At 67.3% G+C, this 19,543-nt stretch carries 20 protein-coding genes; 5 read left to right on the forward strand and 15 right to left on the reverse strand.

Features of this window, described 5'->3' with window-relative positions; genetic code table 11:
• Positions 1-3: 3 nt before the first annotated feature.
• From bioA to AC4BAR_RS06265, 8 genes are all read right to left on the reverse strand, one after another.
• The gene (gene bioA, locus AC4BAR_RS06230; RefSeq protein WP_490626938.1) at positions 4-1,353 is read right to left on the reverse strand and encodes an adenosylmethionine--8-amino-7-oxononanoate transaminase; all 1,350 of its coding nucleotides are present in this window, start codon (positions 1,351-1,353) and stop codon (positions 4-6) included.
• Positions 1,350-1,889 carry a chorismate--pyruvate lyase family protein gene (locus AC4BAR_RS06235; protein ID WP_490626939.1) on the reverse strand — a complete coding sequence of 180 codons (540 nt, stop codon included), beginning with the start codon at positions 1,887-1,889 and terminating at the stop codon, positions 1,350-1,352. Before AC4BAR_RS06235 ends, bioA begins: the two co-directional genes overlap by 4 nt.
• A 167-nt stretch (positions 1,890-2,056) precedes the next feature.
• Complete coding sequence (locus AC4BAR_RS06240; RefSeq protein WP_490626940.1) at positions 2,057-2,962, reverse strand: adenylate/guanylate cyclase domain-containing protein; 906 nt, start codon at positions 2,960-2,962, stop codon at positions 2,057-2,059.
• Positions 2,963-3,082: 120 nt separating this feature from the next.
• Positions 3,083-4,519 (reverse strand): aldehyde dehydrogenase family protein, encoded by a 1,437-nt coding sequence (locus tag AC4BAR_RS06245; protein ID WP_490626941.1) that lies wholly within the window; start codon positions 4,517-4,519, stop codon positions 3,083-3,085.
• A gap of 57 nt (positions 4,520-4,576) precedes the next feature.
• Positions 4,577-5,509 carry an LD-carboxypeptidase gene (locus tag AC4BAR_RS06250; RefSeq protein ID WP_490626942.1) on the reverse strand — a complete coding sequence of 311 codons (933 nt, stop codon included), beginning with the start codon at positions 5,507-5,509 and terminating at the stop codon, positions 4,577-4,579.
• A gap of 47 nt (positions 5,510-5,556) precedes the next feature.
• On the reverse strand, positions 5,557-6,951 hold the full coding sequence (tadA, locus tag AC4BAR_RS06255; RefSeq protein WP_490626943.1) for a tRNA adenosine(34) deaminase TadA: 1,395 nt from the start codon (positions 6,949-6,951) through the stop codon (positions 5,557-5,559).
• A 13-nt stretch (positions 6,952-6,964) separates the two neighbouring features.
• The gene (locus tag AC4BAR_RS06260) at positions 6,965-7,207 is read right to left on the reverse strand and encodes a hypothetical protein (protein ID WP_490626944.1); all 243 of its coding nucleotides are present in this window, start codon (positions 7,205-7,207) and stop codon (positions 6,965-6,967) included.
• A 3-nt stretch (positions 7,208-7,210) separates the two neighbouring features.
• Positions 7,211-7,855: an FMN-binding negative transcriptional regulator gene (locus AC4BAR_RS06265; protein WP_490626945.1), complete on the reverse strand. Its 645-nt coding sequence runs from the start codon at positions 7,853-7,855 to the stop codon at positions 7,211-7,213.
• 76 nt (positions 7,856-7,931) lie between these two features.
• Between AC4BAR_RS06265 and AC4BAR_RS06270 the strand changes: the two genes are divergently transcribed.
• From AC4BAR_RS06270 to AC4BAR_RS06280, 3 genes are read left to right on the forward strand one after another with little or no spacing between them, the layout of a single operon-like run.
• Positions 7,932-8,303 carry a thioredoxin family protein gene (locus AC4BAR_RS06270; RefSeq protein WP_490626946.1) on the forward strand — a complete coding sequence of 124 codons (372 nt, stop codon included), beginning with the start codon at positions 7,932-7,934 and terminating at the stop codon, positions 8,301-8,303.
• 15 nt (positions 8,304-8,318) lie between these two features.
• Positions 8,319-9,389, forward strand: a complete 1,071-nt coding sequence (locus AC4BAR_RS06275) for a DUF72 domain-containing protein (RefSeq protein WP_490626947.1) — start codon at positions 8,319-8,321, stop codon at positions 9,387-9,389.
• Positions 9,390-9,425: 36 nt separating this feature from the next.
• Entirely contained in the window at positions 9,426-9,854 is a 429-nt protein-coding gene (locus AC4BAR_RS06280) for a hypothetical protein (protein WP_490626948.1), read from the forward strand.
• A 6-nt stretch (positions 9,855-9,860) separates the two neighbouring features.
• On the opposite strand, the gene AC4BAR_RS06285 is transcribed toward AC4BAR_RS06280, so the two are convergent.
• From AC4BAR_RS06285 to guaB, 3 genes are all read right to left on the reverse strand, one after another.
• On the reverse strand, positions 9,861-11,357 hold the full coding sequence (locus AC4BAR_RS06285; RefSeq protein WP_490626949.1) for a DNA recombination protein RmuC: 1,497 nt from the start codon (positions 11,355-11,357) through the stop codon (positions 9,861-9,863).
• A 10-nt stretch (positions 11,358-11,367) separates the two neighbouring features.
• Positions 11,368-12,987, reverse strand: a complete 1,620-nt coding sequence (guaA, locus tag AC4BAR_RS06290) for a glutamine-hydrolyzing GMP synthase (RefSeq protein WP_490626950.1) — start codon at positions 12,985-12,987, stop codon at positions 11,368-11,370.
• A gap of 63 nt (positions 12,988-13,050) precedes the next feature.
• Entirely contained in the window at positions 13,051-14,520 is a 1,470-nt protein-coding gene (gene guaB / locus AC4BAR_RS06295) for an IMP dehydrogenase (protein ID WP_490626951.1), read from the reverse strand.
• Between the two features lie 103 nt (positions 14,521-14,623).
• Between guaB and AC4BAR_RS06300 the strand changes: the two genes are divergently transcribed.
• Entirely contained in the window at positions 14,624-15,109 is a 486-nt protein-coding gene (locus tag AC4BAR_RS06300; RefSeq protein ID WP_490626952.1) for a DUF4124 domain-containing protein, read from the forward strand.
• A gap of 54 nt (positions 15,110-15,163) precedes the next feature.
• On the opposite strand, the gene AC4BAR_RS06305 is transcribed toward AC4BAR_RS06300, so the two are convergent.
• Together AC4BAR_RS06305 and AC4BAR_RS06310 are read right to left on the reverse strand one after the other, a co-directional pair.
• Positions 15,164-15,508 carry an RnfH family protein gene (locus tag AC4BAR_RS06305; protein ID WP_490626953.1) on the reverse strand — a complete coding sequence of 115 codons (345 nt, stop codon included), beginning with the start codon at positions 15,506-15,508 and terminating at the stop codon, positions 15,164-15,166.
• Entirely contained in the window at positions 15,501-15,962 is a 462-nt protein-coding gene (locus AC4BAR_RS06310) for a type II toxin-antitoxin system RatA family toxin (RefSeq protein WP_490626954.1), read from the reverse strand. Before AC4BAR_RS06310 ends, AC4BAR_RS06305 begins: the two co-directional genes overlap by 8 nt.
• Before the next feature lie 102 nt (positions 15,963-16,064).
• Here AC4BAR_RS06310 and smpB point away from each other — a divergent pair, with 102 nt between their 5' ends.
• Positions 16,065-16,550, forward strand: coding sequence for an SsrA-binding protein SmpB (gene smpB, locus AC4BAR_RS06315; RefSeq protein ID WP_490626955.1), 486 nt, complete (start codon positions 16,065-16,067; stop codon positions 16,548-16,550).
• 18 nt (positions 16,551-16,568) lie between these two features.
• On the opposite strand, the gene AC4BAR_RS06320 is transcribed toward smpB, so the two are convergent.
• Together AC4BAR_RS06320 and typA are read right to left on the reverse strand one after the other, a co-directional pair.
• Entirely contained in the window at positions 16,569-17,657 is a 1,089-nt protein-coding gene (locus AC4BAR_RS06320; RefSeq protein ID WP_490626956.1) for an enoyl-CoA hydratase/isomerase family protein, read from the reverse strand.
• Between the two features lie 45 nt (positions 17,658-17,702).
• Positions 17,703-19,526, reverse strand: coding sequence for a translational GTPase TypA (gene typA, locus AC4BAR_RS06325; protein WP_490626957.1), 1,824 nt, complete (start codon positions 19,524-19,526; stop codon positions 17,703-17,705).
• Positions 19,527-19,543: the final 17 nt, after the last annotated feature.

A 19,543-nucleotide genomic window follows, 5' to 3' on the forward strand; every position in this document is an offset into this window, starting at 1 on the left:
GGCTCAGAGCACCTCGTTCAAGGCGGCCAGCGCGCCGCTGGCCAGGGCCTGGCAGGCCTCGTCATCCACCACATAAGGCGGCATGAAGTACAGCGTGTGGCCCAGCTCGTTGGATATGGGCCGCAGCAGCAGGCCCTGGCGCAGCGCAGCCGCGTGGTAGTGGCGGGAGAACAGCGGGTTGTCGGTGGCGACGTCAAAGGCCCACAACATGCCCCGCTGGCGCACCCGCTGCACCGCCGGGTGGGCGGCCAGCGGCGCGCACAGCGCGGTGAGCTTGTCGGCGGTGGTGCGGTTGTGCGCCATCCAGTCGGTCTGGTCGAACAGGTCCAGCGTGGCCAGCGCGGCCCGGCAGGCCAGCGGGTTGCCGGTGTAGGAATGCGAGTGCAGAAAGCCGCGGGCGGCGCTGTCGTCGTAGAAGGCGGCAAACACCTCGTCGGTGGTGAGCACCGCCGACAGCGCCAGGTAGCCGCCGGTCAGGCCCTTGGACAGACAGATGAAATCGGGCCGAATGCCGGCCTGGTGGTGCGCAAACAGCGTGCCGGTGCGGCCAAAACCCACGGCGATCTCGTCCACCACCAGGTGCACGTTGTATTGGGAACAAAGGGTCCGGGCCCGACGCAGGTACTCGGGGTCGTGCATGCCCAGGCCGGCCGCGCATTGCACCAGCGGTTCCAGAATGAAGGCCGCCACCTGGCCATGGTGCTGAGCCAGAAAGGCCTCCAGCGCATCAGCACAGGCAATCGCATGGTCGCGCGCCGACACACCGGGCGGGGCCAGCCGGCTGTCGGGGCTGGGCACGACCGCGCTGACCCGCACCAGCGGGCTGTAGGCCTCGCGGAACAGCGGGATGTCGGTGACCGACAAGGCGCCGGCGGTTTCGCCGTGGTAGCCATGGGCCAGGCCGATGAAGCCGTTTTTTTCCGGGTGGCCGTGGTTGCGCCAGTAATGCGCGCTCATCTTCAGCGCGATTTCGGTGGCCGAGGCGCCGTCTGCGCCGTAGAAGGCATGGCCCAGGCCGGTGAGCTGGGCCAGCCGCTCCGACAGCTCAACCACCGGCGCATGGGTGCAGCCGGCCAGCATCACGTGCTCGATGCGGTCCAACTGGTCTACCAAGGCGGCCTTGATCTGCGGGTGGCCATGGCCAAACAGGTTGACCCACCAGGAGCTGACCGCGTCCAGGTAGCGCCGACCCTCGGGGTCGAACAGCCAGGGGCCTTCGCCGCGGGCGATGGCCAGCAAGGGCTGCGACTCGTGCAGCTTCATCTGGCTGCAGGGGTGCCAGACCGCGTCGCGGCTGCGCTGCAGCAGCGCGGCCGACGAGGCGTCCCAGCGTGGGCTGAAGGGTGCGCTCATGTGGCCTCGCTCCAGCGCGCCCAGGCGGCGCGGAAGGTCTCGAACACCAGCATCAGCGGCCCGCTGGGCTGGGCGATGCGGTAGAGCTTGGCGGCGTGCGGGTCGGGCAAGCCCACCACGTCCCACAGCCGGGCGGCGAGTTCGGCGGAGAACGGCAGGTCGTTGCGGCGGATGCACAGCGGGTCGAGCAGGTGGCCGATGGGCGCCTGGCCGGCGTCCAGCGCGGCCAGAAAATCGGCCGGCACGGCGTCCAGCCGGGTGTAGGAGAGGTTGTCCATCAGCACCTCGCCGCCCACGTGCAGCGTGGTGCCGCGTTCCAGCCAGGCCTGGCCACCCAACTCGGCATGAACCACTGCCGGCACGTCGGTGCTGCGACGCTGGAACTGCAGGCACACGCCCACGGCCTGGCCGGTCAGCGCCTCGCACAGCCGGGTGGCCGAGCCGTCCTGTGCCAGCAGCAAACGCAGCAAGGCGGCATGGCGGGCATCGCCGGGAAACAGTGCGCGTTGCAGGGAAAGGGATGGGGTGGTGGTCATCGTGGCGGGGGTGGGCGCGGGGCACGCCATCGGCGGCCCAGACGGCCGCGGCACAAAGTTCAGGCCCCCATTGTAGACCCGCGAAACGCTCTTAATTCAGGAGCAATGAATCCATATGGGGCAATGGAAAGGATTCGATTTGGCATGGGCCTGCGCCCTGCCCGGCCTCACAGCAGGCTGAAGGCGATGGTGGGCACGCTGAAGTCGCTGAAGGGGGCGCCCAGCGCGATCTCGCCTTTGCCGGTGAGCACGCATTCGCTGCGGCGCAAGGCCTGGTCGGTGTCGCTGCCGGCAAAACGCACCCAGGTGCCGAAGCTGCTGGCGTCCACCAGCACCAGGCTGTTGTGCCTGGCCTCGATGCGGGCGTGCAGGCGCGAGACCCGGGGGTCGTTGACCACAAACTCCAGCTCGGCCAGCCGGCCCAGGCGCACCGGCATCTGGTCGGTGCCGAACTGGGCCGCCACGTCCAGCCAGCGCAGCTCGATGCGGTGGCCGGCCTCCTTCAGCGTGCCCAGCGACGAGGGCAGCGCCCCGGGCACGGTCATGGAGTTCACGCCGTCATCCTGCCACTCGACCTGGTAGACCCGGCTGGCCTCGGCCTTGCCACGCATGGTGATGGCGCCCAGGCTGCGGAACTGGGTGCCGGGCGGCTCGTGCAGCTGGCGCAGCACCGCGTCGGTGGCCCAGATCTGGTCGGGACCCGACAGGTCGCTGAGGCGGGAGGCGACATTGACCGCGTCGCCAAACAAATCGGTGCCCACTTCTTCAACGTCGCCGCGCGCCATGCCCACCTTGATGCGCATGCGCAGCTTGGTGGGCCAGGTGAGGATGCGGGTCTGGTGGCTGCGCTGGATGTGGACCATGGCCAGCACCGCCTGCTGGGCGCTGGCAAAGGTGGCCAGCACACCGTCGCCCAGGGTCTTGACCACCCGGCCTTGGTGGGCCGTGCAAATCTGGCCGATCCAGTGGGTCAGCGTGGTCACGGCTTCGGTGGCCTTGGCGTTGCCCAGCGTCTCGAACACGCCGGTGCTGCCAGTCAGGTCAATGAAGACAACGGTGCGATCGACCCCCATGCCTGCCCAGTGTGAAAAAGTTGTGCGATGGCCGAAACTGTAACGTGCTGTAAATGCCTTGAACCCCGGAAATACGCCACAAAAATGGCCCACGCGGCCGAGCGACCTCCGGCGCCGCGGTCAGGCTGCGGGGGCCACGGCCGGCTTGAGCTGCAGCGACTTGAATTCGAGGAATTCCTCAAACCCGTATTTGCCGTTCTCGCGCCCATTGCCCGACTGCTTGTAACCGCCAAACGGCGCGCGGGCGTTGAAGGGCCCGCCATTGATGTCGACCTGGCCGGTCTTGATGCGGCGCGCCACCGCAATCGCATGGGCCTCGTCACGGCCCCAGACCCCGCCGCCCAGACCGTAGATGCTGTCGTTGGCCAGCCGCACCGCCTCGTCCTCATCGGCATAGGGCAGGATCACCAGCACCGGGCCGAAGATCTCCTCATGGGCCAGGGTGTGGCTGGGTTGGACCACCAGCGCGGTGGGATGGACGAAATAGCCCTTGTCAAAAGCCGGCTTGTCCGGCCCGCCGGCCAGCAGTTCGCCGCCTTCGGCGATGCCCTGGGCAATGAAGGCCAGCACCCGGTCGCGTTGGGCGGCGCTGACCAGCGGGCCCAGCTTGCTGCCCTCGTCCAGCGCCGGGCCGATGGCGAAGCGGGCGATGGCGGTTTTCACCAGCGCCTTGACCTCGTCCAGCCGCTCGGCCGGCACCAACATGCGGGTGTGGGCAATGCAGGCCTGGCCGCTGTTGAGCAGACAGGCGCTGAGCGTGCCCTTCACGGCCGCCTCGAAGTCGGCGTCGGGCAGGATCACGCTGGCCGACTTGCCACCGAGTTCCAGCGCCACCCGCTTGACGGTCTGACTGGCCAGCTCACCGACGCGTTTGCCGGCCCGAGTGGAGCCGGTGAAGCTCACCATGTCCACCTCGGGGTGGGTGGCCAGCACCTCACCCACCACCGGGCCCAGGCCGTTGACCAGGTTGAACACGCCGGGCGGCAGCCCAGCGGCGTGGATGATCTCGGCCAGAATCATCGCGTTGACCGGTGCGATCTCGCTGGGCTTGAGCACCACGGTGCAGCCGGCAGCCAGCGCCGGCGCGACCTTCAGCGTGATCTGGTTCAGCGGGAAATTCCAGGGCGTGATGCAGCCCACCACACCGATGGGCTCGCGCAGCACCAGCGAGTTGCCCACTTTTTCTTCCCAGACAAAGCCACGCGCCACCTTGGCGAAATTGCCCCAGTTCCAAACCGGTGCACCCACCTGCACCATCTTGGCCATCTTGAAAGGCATGCCCACCTCGCGGGCGATCGCCGTGGCCAGCTCGTCGGTGCGGGCTTTCAGGCCCTCCACAATCTTGTCGATGTAGGCGGCCCGGGTTTCCACCGGCAGATCGGCCCAGGCCTGCTGGGCGGCGCGGGCGGCCCGCACCGCGGCCTCGGCCTCGGCGGCCGTGCCTTCCGGCACCGTGGCCATGACCTCCTCGGTGCTGGCGTCGTGCACCGGCAGGGTTTGCCCAGAGCTGGCCTTGACCCATTGGCCGTTGATGTAGTGGGAGTCGTAGTGGGTCATTTGTGTCTCGCAAACAGCTTTAGAAAAACAAGAAAGTGCATTGATTTGCAATGACTTTCAATCGTGGCCCCAGAGCAAAAAGGCGTCCCGGCCGTCGACCGCCAGCGTCACCTTCTTGCCCACCGGCAACAGCACCTTGGTCGCCACATGGCCGAAGGGCAAACCGGTCAGCACCGGCACCTTGAGCTGGCTGCGCAGCCAGTCGACCACCGTGGCCAGCTTGAAGCCACGGTCGTGTGGCACGGCCTTGGCACCGGTGAACTGGCCCAGCACGATGGCCTTTTGCTTGGCCAGCACGCCGGCCAGCAGCAGCTGGGTCAGCATGCGCTCGACCCGGTAGGGGTGTTCGTTGACGTCTTCGAGAAACAGCACACCGCCCTTGGCCTGTGGCAAATAGGGCGTGCCGACCAGGCTGGCCACGATGGACAGGTTGCCGCCCCACAACAGGGCGTTCTTGGCGCTGACCACCTTGCCCCCTGAGCTGGCGGCCAGCAGCGTGGCGTCGGCCTTGGGCAGCTGCCAGCCGGCGCCCTCGCCATGCCCGCCCACCAAATCGTCAAAGCAGGCTTCCATGATGTCGTCAGCGCCTTCGGCGCGGCCAAAGTCCTCGCCCAGCGCCGGGCCAGCCCAGCTGATGGCGCCGGTTTGGGCCAGCAGCGCCAGCTGGAAGGCGGTGAAGTCGCTCAGGCCGACGAAGTGGGTGCCCTTGTCCACCGCCTTGGCCAGGGCCTTGTAGGGCAAGGCCGGCAGCAACCGGGTCAGGCCGTAGCCGCCGCGGGTGATCAAGGCCACGTCGGCGCCGCTGGCCGCGGCCCGGCCAATGGCCGCCAGCCGGGTCGCGTCGTCGCCGGCAAAACGCTGGTGGCTGGCCAAGGCGTCGGGGTCGATTTCCACCGCATGGCCCAGGGCGGTCAGGCGGGCGACGCCGCGTTTGAAGGCGGCCTTGTCGCGCACCGCGCCCGAGGGCGAGTAAATGTAGATGTGGCTCATGGGCGGCAAGTATCCCATCGCCACCCGCGGCCGGTGCGGCCAGGGCTTCAGCGGAAAAAAGCCACCGCCCGCTCGGCCACCGGCCCGCCGCGCTCCTGCACGAAATGCCCGCCCTCGGCCACCACCACCAGCGGGGGCCGACCGGCCGCGCCGCTGAATTCCAGCGTGCGCTGCAGCTCGCGCATGACCTCGGTGCCCAGCACCGGATCCTGCTGGCCCACCGCCAGCATGCTCAGGCCGTTCCAGCGGTGCTTCCAGAAATCGCGGGCCTCGCGTGAGGTGGCGGCGCCATCGGCGTCCGGGCCATCGGGCACCAGCCGGGGAAAGGCCCGCAGCGCGGCGCGGTGCCCCTTGTCGGGAAAAGGCGCGTTGTAGGCCGCGCATTCGGCCGGCGTCATCTGCGGGTTGCCGCGGGCGAACAGCCGGGCCACGTCGTACTCGGGGTTGTCGGCGTTCATCTGGCGCCAGGCGTGGAAGCCCGCGCTCAGCGGCGCGTCGCCGGTGGCCAGCAAGGTGTTCATGGCCAGCAGGCCGTGGTAGCGGCCAGGCGCGGCCATGGGCAGGGTCAGGCCCAGAATGCCGCCCCAGTCCTGCACCACCAGCACCACCCGGCCCAGGTTCAGCCGCTCCACAAGCTCCAGCAGCACCTGGCGGTGCCAGCCAAAGCTGTGGACCGCGTCCTTCTTGGGTTTGTCGCTTTTGCCAAAGCCCGGCATGTCGGGCGCAATGACCCGGTCACCGGCGGCCAGAAAGGCCGGGATCATCTTGCGGTAGACATAGCTCCACGAGGGGTTGCCATGCAGGCACAGCCAGGTCAGCGGTGCGTCCAGCGGGCCTTCGTCCAGGTAGTGCATGCGCAGGCCGTTCAGCGATGGCAGGTCGCTGATGTAATGCGGCGCCCAGGGGTAGTCGGGCAGATCCTGGAAGCGGGCCTCGGGTGTGCGCAGCGCGTCGTCGCGCAGCGGGTGGTTGGCCAGCCGGGCCTGGCGCTGTGCCGCCCGGCGGGCGCGGAAGAAGTTCTGCAACAGGCTGCCACATTCCTCAGCCATCACCCCGCCGGCCAGTTCGGTGTGGTGGTTGAGCAGCGGCTGCTGGAACAGGTTGACCACCGAGCCGGCCGCGCCGGTCTTGGGATCGCGTGCCCCAAACACCACCCGCTTGAGCCGGGCGTGCAGCATGGCGCCGGCGCACATCGGGCAGGGCTCCAGCGTCACATACAGCTCGCAGTCGCTGAGCCGGTAGTTGCCCAGCCGCCAGGCCGCGGCGTGCATGGCCGTCATCTCGGCATGGGCGGTGGGGTCGATGGCGCCGATGGGCGCGTTGCCGCCAGTGGCGATCACCTCGCCGTTGTGAACGATGACCGCGCCCACCGGCACCTCGCCATGGGCCTCGGCCTGGCGCGCCTGGTCCAGCGCGAGCTGCATGAAATGGGCGTCGTTCATGCCGGGGTGGGGCTCAGCGGTCGTCGGGCAGCGGGCGGGGCTGCTGCGCCTGCTCCACCGCCTGTTTCATCTGTTGTTGCAGCTGCTCGCTGCGTTGGCGTGGGGTGGCGCTGGCCGGGCTGCCGGGCAACACCACACCGGCCGCGGTACCGGCGGCCTCGGTGGTCTGGCCCAGGCTGGCCAGCTGCTTCTTGGCCAGCAGGCCGATCACGGCCACCACCAGCAACAAACTCAGCACCCCCAAAATCAGCCGCATGGTTCAGTTCTCCACTTTGTGGGCTGGCAGACCCAGCCGCGCCATCCAGCCGGCCAGCGCCTGCTCGTCGGGCGTGCCGGCGGCATAAGCGGCGTGCATGGCCGCATGGGCCTCGGGCCGGTGCTGGTTGAGCTTGACCTTGCACTGCAGCTTCAGCACCTGCAGCTCGAAGGCCACGATGCCGGCCAGCATCTTGTGCGCATAGTCTTCACCCAGGGCCCGCCACTGGGCGGCGTAGGCGGGTTCGTGGTCGGCTATCAAATGCTTGAGCAGGGCGTCCTTGTCCAGGGGCGCGTCGACCAGCCGCGCCTCCACCTCGCAATGCACGGCCACATAGTTCCAGGTCGGCACCCGGGCCAGGTCGGGGTAGACCGAGGGCGACATGTAGGCGTGGGGGCCGAGGAAAGTCACCAGCGCGCGGGGCCGGGCCTGCAGCATGCGCCAGTGTGGATTGGGCCGGGCCACATGGCCCAGCAACACCCGCGGCGCGTCGGGCGAGGCCCGCTGCTGCAGATGCAGCGGCAGGTGGGTGACATAGGGCAGGCCCTGGTCGTCCACCGACACCAGGCTGGCCAGAGGACATTCGACAATGGCGGCATCAACCAGCGTGTCATCGCCCGAACGGTCAAATTGCGGCGGCAAATACATGGAAGGGATTGTGTCAGGTCGCCACCCGGTCCGGGCTGCTCGGCTAGACTACCCGGCAGCTCTTGAACCCGTTGCCGTGACCGATTTCCCCACCCTGACGATTGCCTGCCTGTGCGCCGAATGGTGCGGCACCTGCCGCGAGTACCGGGCAGTGTTCCAATCGCTGCAAAACGCCCTGCCCGGCCACCAGTTCCATTGGATAGACATCGAGGACCAGTCCGAGCTGGCCGGCGACGTGGACGTGGAGACCTTCCCCACGCTGCTGGTCGCGCGCGGCAGCGAGGTGCTGTTTGCCGGCACCGTGTTGCCCAAGGAAGCCGACTCGCTGCGTTTGATCCAGTCGGTGGCTGATGGCCTGGCCGCCGGCCACCAGGCGCCGGCAGCCCGCATGCCGGCTGCCGAGCGCGCCACCTACCAGGCGGTGGCCGCCAGCCTGCTGGCCCTCTGAACCCTGGCCACTGCGGTGCAGGACGACCTGTTCGGCGACGCGGTGCCACCGCCGCCACCCGACAAAACACCGCCACCCAAAACACCCAAGCCCCCGCGCGCAACCGCAGCCCCCCTTCAGCCGGCGGCACAAGCCGCCGAGGTCCATGCGCTGGCCGCCCAGTTACCGACCGGTTTGCGGCTGGGCACCTCGTCGTGGACCTACCCCGGCTGGGCTGGTCTGGTGTGGGACCGCGAGCACCCGGACGCCACGCTGTCCAAACAAGGCCTGGCCACCTACGCCCAGCACCCGCTGCTGCGCGCGGTGAGCATCGACCGCTCGTTTTACCGGCCGCTCACCGCGGCGCAGTACGCCCGCTACGCCGCCCAGGTGCCGGACGACTTCCGCTTTGTGGTGAAGGCGCCCAGCGCGGTGAGTGATGCGCTGATCCGCAGCGAAGACGGCCGGGGCATGGAGGCCAACCCGCTGTTTCTGAACCCGCTGATGGCGGTGCAGGAGTTTGTGGCGCCGGCGCTCGAAGGCCTGGGGCCCAAGCTGGGCGCTTTGGTGTTCCAGCTCAGCCCCTTGCCCGGCGAGCTGCTGGGCCGGCTGCCCGAGGTGATGGCGCGGCTGCAGGCCTTGCTGCAGGCACTGCCGCCCTTGCGCCCCACAGCCCCAGACGCGGTGGTGGCGGTGGAGGTGCGCGATCCGGCATTGGTGACACCGGCCCTGGCCGCGCTGCTGAAAGCCGCTGGCGCCACCTACTGCCTGGGCCTGCACGCCAAGATGCCCCCGATTGCCGAACAGCTGCCCTTGCTGCGCGCGCTGTGGCCAGGACCGCTGGTGTGCCGCTGGAACCTGAACCCGCTGCACGGCGCCTATGGCTACGAAGACGCCCACCAGCGCTACAGCCCCTACAACCAGTTGATGGACCCCGACCTGGCCACCCGCGAGGCCCTGGCCCGGGTGATTGCCGGCACTTTGCGCGGCGGCCAGCCCGCTTTGGTGACCATCAGCAACAAGGCCGAGGGCTGCGCCCCGCTGTCGGTGTTGGCGCTGGCCGAAACAGTGATGGCGCTGGCGGCCCGCGACGGCTATGCTGGTTGATTCTTTGCTCTTCCCATCCCTCCAGGAGACCCCGCCATGAACACCGCCACCCTGCCTTCGCTGACCCGCGTCGGGATCCTGCTGGGCCTGCTGGCCGCGGCCGGCACCGCCCAGGCCCAGAGCGCCGAGTTCCGCCGGGGCTATGACCAGGGCTACCGCGACGGCGTGGCCGCCGCCCAAAGCGGCCAGGTGCAGGCGCCGATGCCGTCCTACCCGCCCCAGGTTCGGATCGAGGTGGCACGCTATGGCGTGGGCCGCAGCACCTGCGATGCCCGTAACGGCCTGGAGCAACGGCTGGCCAACCCGCAGCAGGGCTACCAGGTCCGTGTCGACAATGGCCTGTGTGGCGACCCGGCGCCCGGCCAGGTCAAGCAGCTGGTGGTGCGCTACCGCTGCATCGACGAGGGTGGCGGCCAGCGGCTGGTGGTGCCCGAGAACGGTGTCCTGAGCTTCAACTGCCGCTGAAGACTCTCAAGGGCCTTCGGTGGGCGGCGACAGCGGCAACTGGGCCGCCGCCTCCACCAGCCCGGCTGGCAGGCTTTTCGAGGGCTTGACGCCCAGCTCGCGCAGCATCTCGGCCTGCCGGATCACGTTGCCGCGGCCGCCGGTGAGCTTGCTGTGGGCAGCGTCGTAGTCTTTCTGGGCCTGCTTCAGCCGGGTGCCGACCGATTCCAGGTCTTCGACAAAACCCACCAGCTTGTCGTACAGCTCCGCGCCGCGGCGGGCGATGTCCTGCGCGTTGCGGTTCTGGGCTTCCTGGCGCCACAAATGGGCCACGGTGCGCACCACGAACAGCAGCGTCGACGGGCTGACCATCAGCACGTTTTTCTGCCAGGCCTCCATGAACAGCTCGCGGTCGCTGCTGACCGCCAGCATGAAGGCCGGCTCGATGGGCACAAACATCAGCACAAAGTCGAGTGACTTCAGCTGGTACAGGTCCTGGTAGTTGCGGTCGGACAGGCCACGCATGTGGGCGCGGATGGAGTCCAGGTGGCGCTTCAGCGCGGCCTGCCGGCCGGCCTCGTCTTCCAGGTTGGCAAAGGCCTCGTAGGCGTTGAGCGACACCTTGGCGTCCACCACCAGCTGCCGGCCTTCGGGCAGGTGGATCACCACGTCGGGCTGGGCGCGGGAGCCGTCCTCGCGGGTGTGGCTGTCCTGCACCGTGTATTCCTCGCCCTTGCGCAGGCCGGACGCCTCCAGCACCCGCTCCAGCACCAGCTCGCCCCAATTGCCCTGCGACTTGGCCGAGCCGGTCAGCGCCCGGGTCAGGTTTTTGGCGTCCTGGCTCAGCACCTGGTTCAGGTCCAGCAGCTGGCGCACCTGCTCGGCCAGCGCGCTGCGGTCCTTGCCTTCCTTGACGTAGACGTCTTCCACCTTGGCCTGGAACTCGTTGATGCGCAGCTTCAGCGGGTCCAGCATCTGGCCCAGCGAGGTCTGGTTCTGCTCGGCAAAGCGCTTGCTTTTTTCTTCCAGGATGTCGTTGGCCAGGTTTTTGAACTGCTCGGCCAGCGATTCACGGGCCGATTGCAGCAAAGCCAGTTTTTCGTCGGCCTGGGCCCGCTCGCCGGCCAGCCGGGCGTTGGCCTCGGTCAGTTCGTTGGACAAACGCAGTTGCAGCTGCTGGTCCTCGGCATGGCGGCTGTGCAGCGCCGCCAGCTCGGCCTCCAGCGCCGGCACCCGGGAGGCCCGCTCGGCCAGCTGGGCCCGCTCGTCGCGCGCCAGGTCCAGCGCGTCGCGCCACTGGCTTGCCTGGCTGTGGGTGGCCTCAAACTGGGCCAGCAGGCGCTGGTGATCGGCCTCCAGCGTCTGCACACGCTGCTGGGCCAGCGCCAGCGCCAGCTCGGACTGGCTGCGCACCTGGGCCAGGGCGGCAGCCGCACGGCCCCGCGCCAGCCAGGCGCCCAGCACCCCGCCCAGCCCCAGGGCGAGGGCCAGCAGCAGCCAGCTCAGCGGGGTCAAGGCGTCCATGGCCGGCCGCTCACTCCCACTCGATGGTGGCCGGTGGCTTGGAGCTCACGTCGTAGGTCACACGGTTGATGCCACGCACCTCGTTGATGATGCGGCTGGACACCTTTTTCAGCAGCGCATAGGGCAGCTCGGCCCAGTCGGCGGTCATGAAATCGCTGGTTTGCACCGCGCGCAGCGCCACCACGTAGTCGTAGGTGCGGCCGTCGCCCATCACGCCGACGCTTTTCACCGGCAAAAACACGGTGAAGGCCTGGCTGGTCAGGTCGTACCAGGTTTTGCCGGTGGCAGCGTCTTTGAAGTTGCGCAGCTCTTCGATGAAGATGGCGTCGGCCCGGCGCAGCAGGTCGGCGTAGTCCTTCTTCACCTCGCCCAGGATGCGCACGCCAAGACCAGGGCCGGGGAAGGGGTGGCGGTAGACCATTTCGGGCGGCAGGCCCAGGGCCACACCCAGCTCGCGCACCTCGTCCTTGAACAGATCGCGCAGCGGCTCGAGCAACTTCAGGCCCAGCTGCTCGGGCAGACCACCGACGTTGTGGTGGCTCTTGATGGTCACGGCCTTCTTGCTCTTGGCCCCGCCGGACTCGATGACATCGGGGTAAATAGTTCCTTGTGCCAACCACTTGGCGCCTTTTGTTGATGCACCACTTGAAGTGAGTTTGGCGGCCTCGGCCTTGAACACCTCAACGAATTCGCGGCCAATGATCTTGCGTTTGGCCTCTGGCTCGCTGACGCCCGCCAGGTGGCCCAGGAACTGGTCGGCCGCATCGACGCGGATCACCTTGGCGTGCAGCTGGCCGACGAACATGTCCATCACCATGTCGCCCTCGTTCAGCCGCAGCAGGCCGTGGTCCACAAAAACGCAGGTCAGCTGGTCGCCAATGGCGCGGTGGATCAGCGCCGCGGCCACCGAGGAATCCACCCCGCCGGACAGGCCCAGAATCACTTCTTCGTCACCCACCTGGGCGCGGATTTTCTCCACCGCCTCGGTGATGTGGTCGCGCATCACCCAATCGGGCTGGGCGCCGCAGATGCCCAGCACAAAGCGCTCCAGCATCGCCTGGCCCTGCACCGTGTGCGTGACCTCGGGGTGGAACTGCACCGCGTAAAAGCGGCGTTCCTCGTCGGCCATGCCGGCGATGGGACAGCTGTCGGTGCTGGCCATCAGCTTGAAGCCGGGCGGCAGCTCGGTGACCTTGTCGCCATGGCTCATCCAGACGTTGAGCATGCCAAAGCCTTCCGGCGTGGTGAAGTCGGCGATGTCCTTCAGCAGCGCGGTGTGGCCACGCGCACGCACAGCGGCGAAACCAAATTCACGCTGGTGGCCACTTTCCACCTTGCCGCCTAGCTGGTGGGCCATGGTCTGCATGCCGTAGCAGATGCCCAGCACCGGCACGCCCAGTTCGAACACCGAGGCTGGCGCCTTGTCGGTGCTGTCCTCGTAGACGCTGGCATGGCTGCCGGACAGGATCACGCCCTTCAGCGTGCCGTCGGCCGCGTAGGCTTTCACCCAGTCGTCGCTGACGTCGCAGGGGTGGACCTCGCAGTACACATGGGCTTCGCGCACCCGGCGGGCAATCAGCTGGGTGACCTGGGAGCCGAAATCGAGGATGAGGATTTTCTGGTGTTGCATGGCGGCGGGACGGAAAAGAAAAAAGGGGCGGCCCTGCGGCTGCCCCTGTGGGGAGCGCTGGACTTATTCAGCCCTGTAATTGGGCGCTTCCTTGGTGATCTGCACGTCGTGCACATGGCTTTCGCGGATGCCAGCGGTGGTGATCTCCACAAACTCGGCCTTGGCCTTCATCTCGTCGATGGTGGCGCAACCGCAGTAACCCATGGCGGCGCGCACGCCACCGGCCATCTGGAACATGATGGACACCATCGAGCCCTTGTAGGGCACGCGGCCCTCAATGCCCTCGGGCACCAGCTTGTCGGCATTCGGGTTGCCGGCGTTGGTTTCCTGAAAATAGCGGTCGGCACTGCCCTGCTGCATCGCGCCGATGCTGCCCATGCCGCGGTAGCTCTTGTAGCTGCGGCCCTGGTACAGCACGATCTCGCCCGGCGCCTCTTCGGTGCCGGCGAACATGCCACCCATCATCACGGTGCTGGCGCCAGCGGCAATGGCCTTGGCGATGTCACCCGAGTAACGGATACCGCCGTCGGCAATCAACGGCACACCAGTGCCTTGCAGCGCGGTGGCCACGTTGTCGATGGCGGTGATTTGCGGCACGCCCACACCGGCGACGATGCGGGTGGTGCAGATGGAGCCGGGGCCGATGCCGACCTTGACGGCGTCAGCCCCCACGTCGGCCAGCGCACGGGCGGCCGCGCCGGTGGCGATGTTGCCGCCGATCACGTCGATCTGCGGGAAATTCTGCTTGACCCAGCGCACCCGCTCGATCACGCCCTGGCTGTGGCCGTGGGCGGTGTCGACCACGATCACGTCGACCCCGGCCTGGGCCAGCAATTCGACCCGCTCCTCGGTGCCCTCGCCCACGCCCACCGCCGCACCCACCCGCAGGCGGCCAGAGGCGTCGCGCGCGGCGTTGGGGAAGCTGGTTTGCTTGGTGATGTCTTTCACCGTGATCAGGCCCTTGAGCTCGAAAGCGTCGTTGACCACCAGCAGCCGCTCCAGCTTGGAGCGGTTCAGCAAGGCCCGCGCCTCGGCCGGTGTGACGCCTTCCTTGACGGTGACCAGCTTGTCACGCGGCGTCATGATCTCGCTGACCAGCACGTCGTAACGGGTCTCAAACCGCAGGTCACGGTTGGTGACAATGCCCACCACCTTGCCACCGTCACAGACCGGGAAGCCGCTGACACCCAGTTGCTCCGACAGGTCAACCACCTGGCGCACCGTGTGGTGGGGGGTGATCACCACCGGGTCGCGCAGCACGCCGGATTCGTAGCGCTTGACGCGGGCCACTTCGGCCGCCTGCTGCTTGGCGCTCAGGTTTTTGTGCACGATGCCAAGGCCACCTTCTTGCGCCATGGCAATGGCCAGACGGGCTTCGGTGACCGTGTCCATGGCGGCGGACACCAGCGGCAGGTTCAGGGTGATGTTGCGCGACAAACGGGTCGCAAGAGACGTGTCCTTGGGCAGGACTTGGGAGAACGCTGGCACCAGCAACACATCGTCGAAGGTGAGCGCTTTTCCTAGCAGGCGCATTGTGAAAGCTCCAAAAGATGAATTGTACCGTTGCCATCCTGGGCCTCCTGGCCGGGCGCCAAAAGCCCTCGCACAGCGGGCCGGCGGCGACTAAACTCGCGGCATGACCGCATTGCAACGCTTCGCCATCGTGTTTTTTGTGACCACCGCCGGCCTGGCCCAGGCCCAGTGGGGATGGCGCGACGCCAGCGGCCGGCAGATTTTCAGCGACCAGCCACCACCGGCAAGCGTGCCCGACAAAGACATCCTTCGCCAACCCACCCCGTCCAAGCTGCTGGTGCCAGTGCCCTTGGCCGAAGCGTCCAAGGCGGCCAGCGCACCCCGCCCGGCGACGCAGGACAAGGAGTTGGAAGCCAAGAAAAAGCAGGCCGACGAGGCTGCGGCCGCCCAGAAGAAGGTGGCTGACGACAAGCAGGCCAAGGACCGGGCCGACAACTGCGCCCGCGCCCAGCAGGCCAAGGCCACCTACGACTCGGGGGCGCGGATTGCCCGCACCAACGCCCAGGGCGAGCGAGAGATCATCGACGACGCCACCCGCGCCACCGAGACCAAGCGGCTGGAAACCATCATCGCGTCCGATTGCAAGTGAGCCACTGAGGCGGACCGGTCTGGTGGTTACCCACCTCGGCGCAATGCCCACACCTCAGTAACCGGACTTGGCCCCGGGGCGGCGCTTGGCAAACAGGCCCGTGCCGCGCGCGCCCTGCTGCTGAAACCGCTCGCGCCGCGCCACTTTCGGGTCCACCTTCAGCGGGCGGTACAACTCCAGCCGGTCCTGGTCGGCCAGCGGTTCGGTGAGTGGCACCCCACGGCCCCACAGCCCCACATCGGGCGGCGTACCGGCCTGGACATGTTGCGCCACCGTCTGGCTGGCCTGCAAGGCGTCCGCCACCCGTGCACCAACCGGCAGACGAAGAACCTCTTCCACCGTCTGGCGCGGGCCGGGCGAGGCCACCAGCGTCACCGTGATCCAGCCGGGCTCAGCCATAGACCTGTTCGGCGCGCTTCACAAAGGCATCAACCAGGCTGCCGGCGATCTTGTCGAACACCGGCCCGACCAGCAGGCCCAGAGCGCCGTTGTCAAAGCCGTACTGCAGCGACAGCTCGACCCGACAGGCCCGCTCCGGCGGCGCGTCGGCGGCAGCGCCGGGGGCCACCAGGGGCACAAAATTCCACTGGCCTTCGAGCGACGAAAACGGCCCTTTGACCAGTGACAGATGCACCGCCCTGCCCTCGACATGGGTGTTGCGGGTGGTGAAGCTTTGCCGCAAGCCGCCAAAGCCGATGCCCACCTCGGCGGTGACACCATCGACCTCCTGCGACAAGACCCGTGCATGGTCACACCAGGGCAGGAATTCCGGGTAGCGGGGCACGTCGGTCACCAGCGCGAACATTTCGGCCGGGCTGTACCAGATGAGGACGGATTTTTGGACGGTTTTCATGCGCTCACTCAGCGGCAGCGCCCCGGGGCTGCTGCCGTGAGCCCCTAGAATACGGGGCTCGCGAGCCATTGTATGGAGGCCTTGCGCCCCCAACTCTTTGCCATGGCCAAAAAACCCGCATCCCCCGACACCAAGAACGCCCGCATCGCCGACAACAAGAAGGCGGCGTACAACTATTTCTTCGAAGAACGCTTCGAGGCCGGCATGGTGCTGGAGGGCTGGGAGGTGAAGTCGTTGCGCGAGGGCAAGGTGCAGCTGACCGACGGCTATGTGGTGATCCGCGACGGCGAGCTGTTTGTGCTGGGCTGCCAGATCAACCCGCTGAACACCGCCTCCAGCCATGTCAGCCCCGACAAGGTGCGGACCAAGAAGCTGCTGATGCACAAGGCCGAGATCAAGCGGCTGATCGGCAAGGTCGAGCAAAAAGGCTACACCCTGGTGCCGCTGAATTTGCACTGGAAAGCCGGCAAGGTGAAATGCGACATCGCGCTGGCCAAGGGCAAGGCCGAGCACGACAAACGCGACACCATCAAGGACCGCGAAGGCAAGCGCGAGGTGGAGCGCGCAATGAAAAGCCGCAACCGCTGACGGCCGCGGCAGTGGGCCTCAGCCCAGCTGGCGCAACGGGTGCTGGTCGGGTGCCCAGGGACTCTCAAAAAACGGTGCCACCATGGCCGGCGTGACGTCTTCAATGCGGGCCGGGTTCCACTTCGGCAAGTGGTCTTTGTCTATGGCCAACGCACGAATGCCTTCCACCGTTTCGCTGGCCGCGCCGGGCCGCAGGTGGAAGCAGCGGTAAACCAGCGTGCGCTCCATGCGCAGGCAGTCGGCCAGGCCCAGGGCACGGCCACGGCGGATCTGCTCCAGCACCACGTTCAGCATCAGCGGCGAGCGCTTGCGCAGCAAGGCGGCGGTGGCGCGGCCCCAGTCGCTGTCTTCGGCCTCCACCGCGTCGACGATGGCCTGCACCGTACCCAGCGCGAAGATGCGGTCGATGGCCTGGGTGGCCGGTTTCTTGCCGAGCGCGGCAAAACGCGACTGCACCCAGTGCTCCACCGCGTTGGCGCTCTCAAACGGGGTGCTGGCCAGCGTGTCCCACAACACCGGCAGCTGCACCGCGTCGATGTGGCCGTCGGCCAGGCCCCAGCACTGGGCTTCCAGGCTGCCGATGGTCAGGCCGGTCAAGGCCAGGTACTCGCCCAGCCGGCCCGGGCAGCGGCTCAGGAAATAGCTGCCGCCCACGTCCGGGAACAGGCCGATGCCGGTTTCGGGCATGGCCATCTGGGTGCGGTCGGTCACCACACGCAGGCTCGCACCCTGGCTGATGCCCATGCCGCCGCCCATGACCACACCGTCCATGAAGGCGATGTAGGGCTTGGGGTAGGTGGCGATCAGGTGGTTGAGGCGGTATTCCTCGGTGAAGAAGTCTTCCAGCGCCGGGTCGTTGGCCAGCGCGGCGGCATGGAAGAAACGGATGTCACCGCCGGCGCAGAAATGGCCAAAGGGGCTGTCCTTGCCAGCCCCGCGCACCACCACCGCCCGCACCGCCGGGTCGTCGCGCCAGGCATGCAGGTGCTGGGTCAGGGCCCGCACCATGGCCAGCGACAAGGCGTTCAAGGCCTTGGGCCGGTTCAGGGTGAGCATGCCCAGCTGGCCACGCCGCTCGGCGATCACATCCACGTTGTCCGTTTTCATGCTCTGCCTCTGCCTCGGTTGAAACACCCCTGACCGCGAACCCGTTCAGCGGCTGGCGCGCTTGCGGTCGCTTTCCGACAGGTGGCGCTTGCGCAGGCGGATCGACTTGGGCGTGATTTCCACCAACTCGTCGTCTTCGATGAATTCCACAGCGTACTCCAGCGTGGCGTCAATCGGCGGCGTGATCTTGATTGCATCTTCCTTGCCGGAGACGCGGAAGTTGGTCAGCTGCTTGGTGCGGGTGGCATTGACCACCAGGTCGTTGTCGCGGCTGTGGATGCCGACGATCATGCCTTCGTACACCGGGTCGTTGGCGCGCACAAACATGCGGCCGCGGTCGTCCAGCTTGCCCAGCGCGTAGGTGAAGATCTCACCAGCGTCCATGGAGATCAGCACACCGTTCTTGCGGCCACCGATCTCGCCCTTGTGTGGCTCGTAGCCGTCGAAGATGTTGGAGATCAGGCCCGAGCCACGGGTCAGGTTCAGGAACTCATTGGTGAAGCCGATCAGTCCACGTGCCGGGATGCGGTATTCCAGGCGCACACGGCCACGGCCGTCCGGCTCCATGTTGACCAGCTCGCCCTTGCGTTCGCCCAGCGCCTGCATCACGCCGCCCTGGTGCTGGTCTTCGATGTCGGCGGTGACCATCTCGATGGGTTCGTGCTTTTCACCGTTGATGTCGCGGTACACCACACGCGGCTTGCTGACCGCGAGTTCATAGCCTTCGCGACGCATGTTTTCCAGCAGGATGGTCAGGTGCAGTTCGCCCCGGCCCATCACTTCGAAAATGCCTTCCTCGTCGGTTTCCTTGACCCGCAGCGCCACGTTGTGCTGCAGCTCTTTTTGCAGGCGGTCCCAGATCTGGCGGCTGGTGACGTACTTGCCTTCGCGGCCAGCCAGCGGGCTGGTGTTGACGCAGAAGTTCATCGTCAGCGTGGGCTCGTCCACCTTCAGCATGGGCAGCGGCGCCGGGTTCAGCGGGTCGGTGACGGTGACGCCGATGCCGATGTCGGCGATGCCGTTGATCAGCACGATTTCTCCAGGGCCGGCTTCGGTGGCCTGCACGCGCTCCAGACCCTGGAAGGTCAGCACCTGGTTGATGCGGCCCTTGACGGCCTTGCCGTCCGGCCCTTCCATCACCACCACGTCCATCATGGGCTTGATGGTGCCGGCACTGATGCGGCCCACGCCGATGCGGCCGACGAAGGTGGAGAAGTCGAGGGCCGAGATCTGCAGCTGCAGCGGCGCGGCCGGGTCACCCTTCTGGGCCGGCACATGCTTCAGCACGGTGTCGAACAGGGCCGACATGTCGGGGCCCCACTGCTCACCGGGGGCGCCTTCTTCCAGCGACGACCAGCCATTGATACCGGAGGCATAGACCACCGGGAAGTCGAGCTGCTCGTCGGTGGCGCCCAGCTTGTCGAACAAATCGAACGCGGCGTTCACCACGTAGTCGGGGCGGGCACCGGGCTTGTCCACCTTGTTCACCACCAGGATGGGCTTGAGGCCCAGGGCCAGCGCCTTCTTGGTCACGAAGCGGGTCTGCGGCATCGGGCCTTCTTGCGCGTCGATCAGCAGCACCACACCGTCGACCATGGACAGCGCGCGCTCCACCTCGCCACCGAAGTCGGCGTGGCCGGGGGTGTCGACGATGTTGATGTGCGTGCCTTCCCAGGTCACAGCGCAGTTCTTGGCCAGGATGGTGATGCCACGCTCTTTTTCAATCGCGTTGTTGTCCATCACCGTGTCGACCACCTTCTCGTGTTCGGCAAAGGTGCCCGACTGGCGCAGCAGCTGGTCGACCATGGTGGTCTTGCCGTGGTCAACGTGCGCAATGATGGCGATGTTGCGAATCTGTTTGGTGCTCATGGTGGTTTCCTGAAAGG

It is taken from the genome of Rhodoferax sp. SPJ4 (assembly GCF_058216275.1).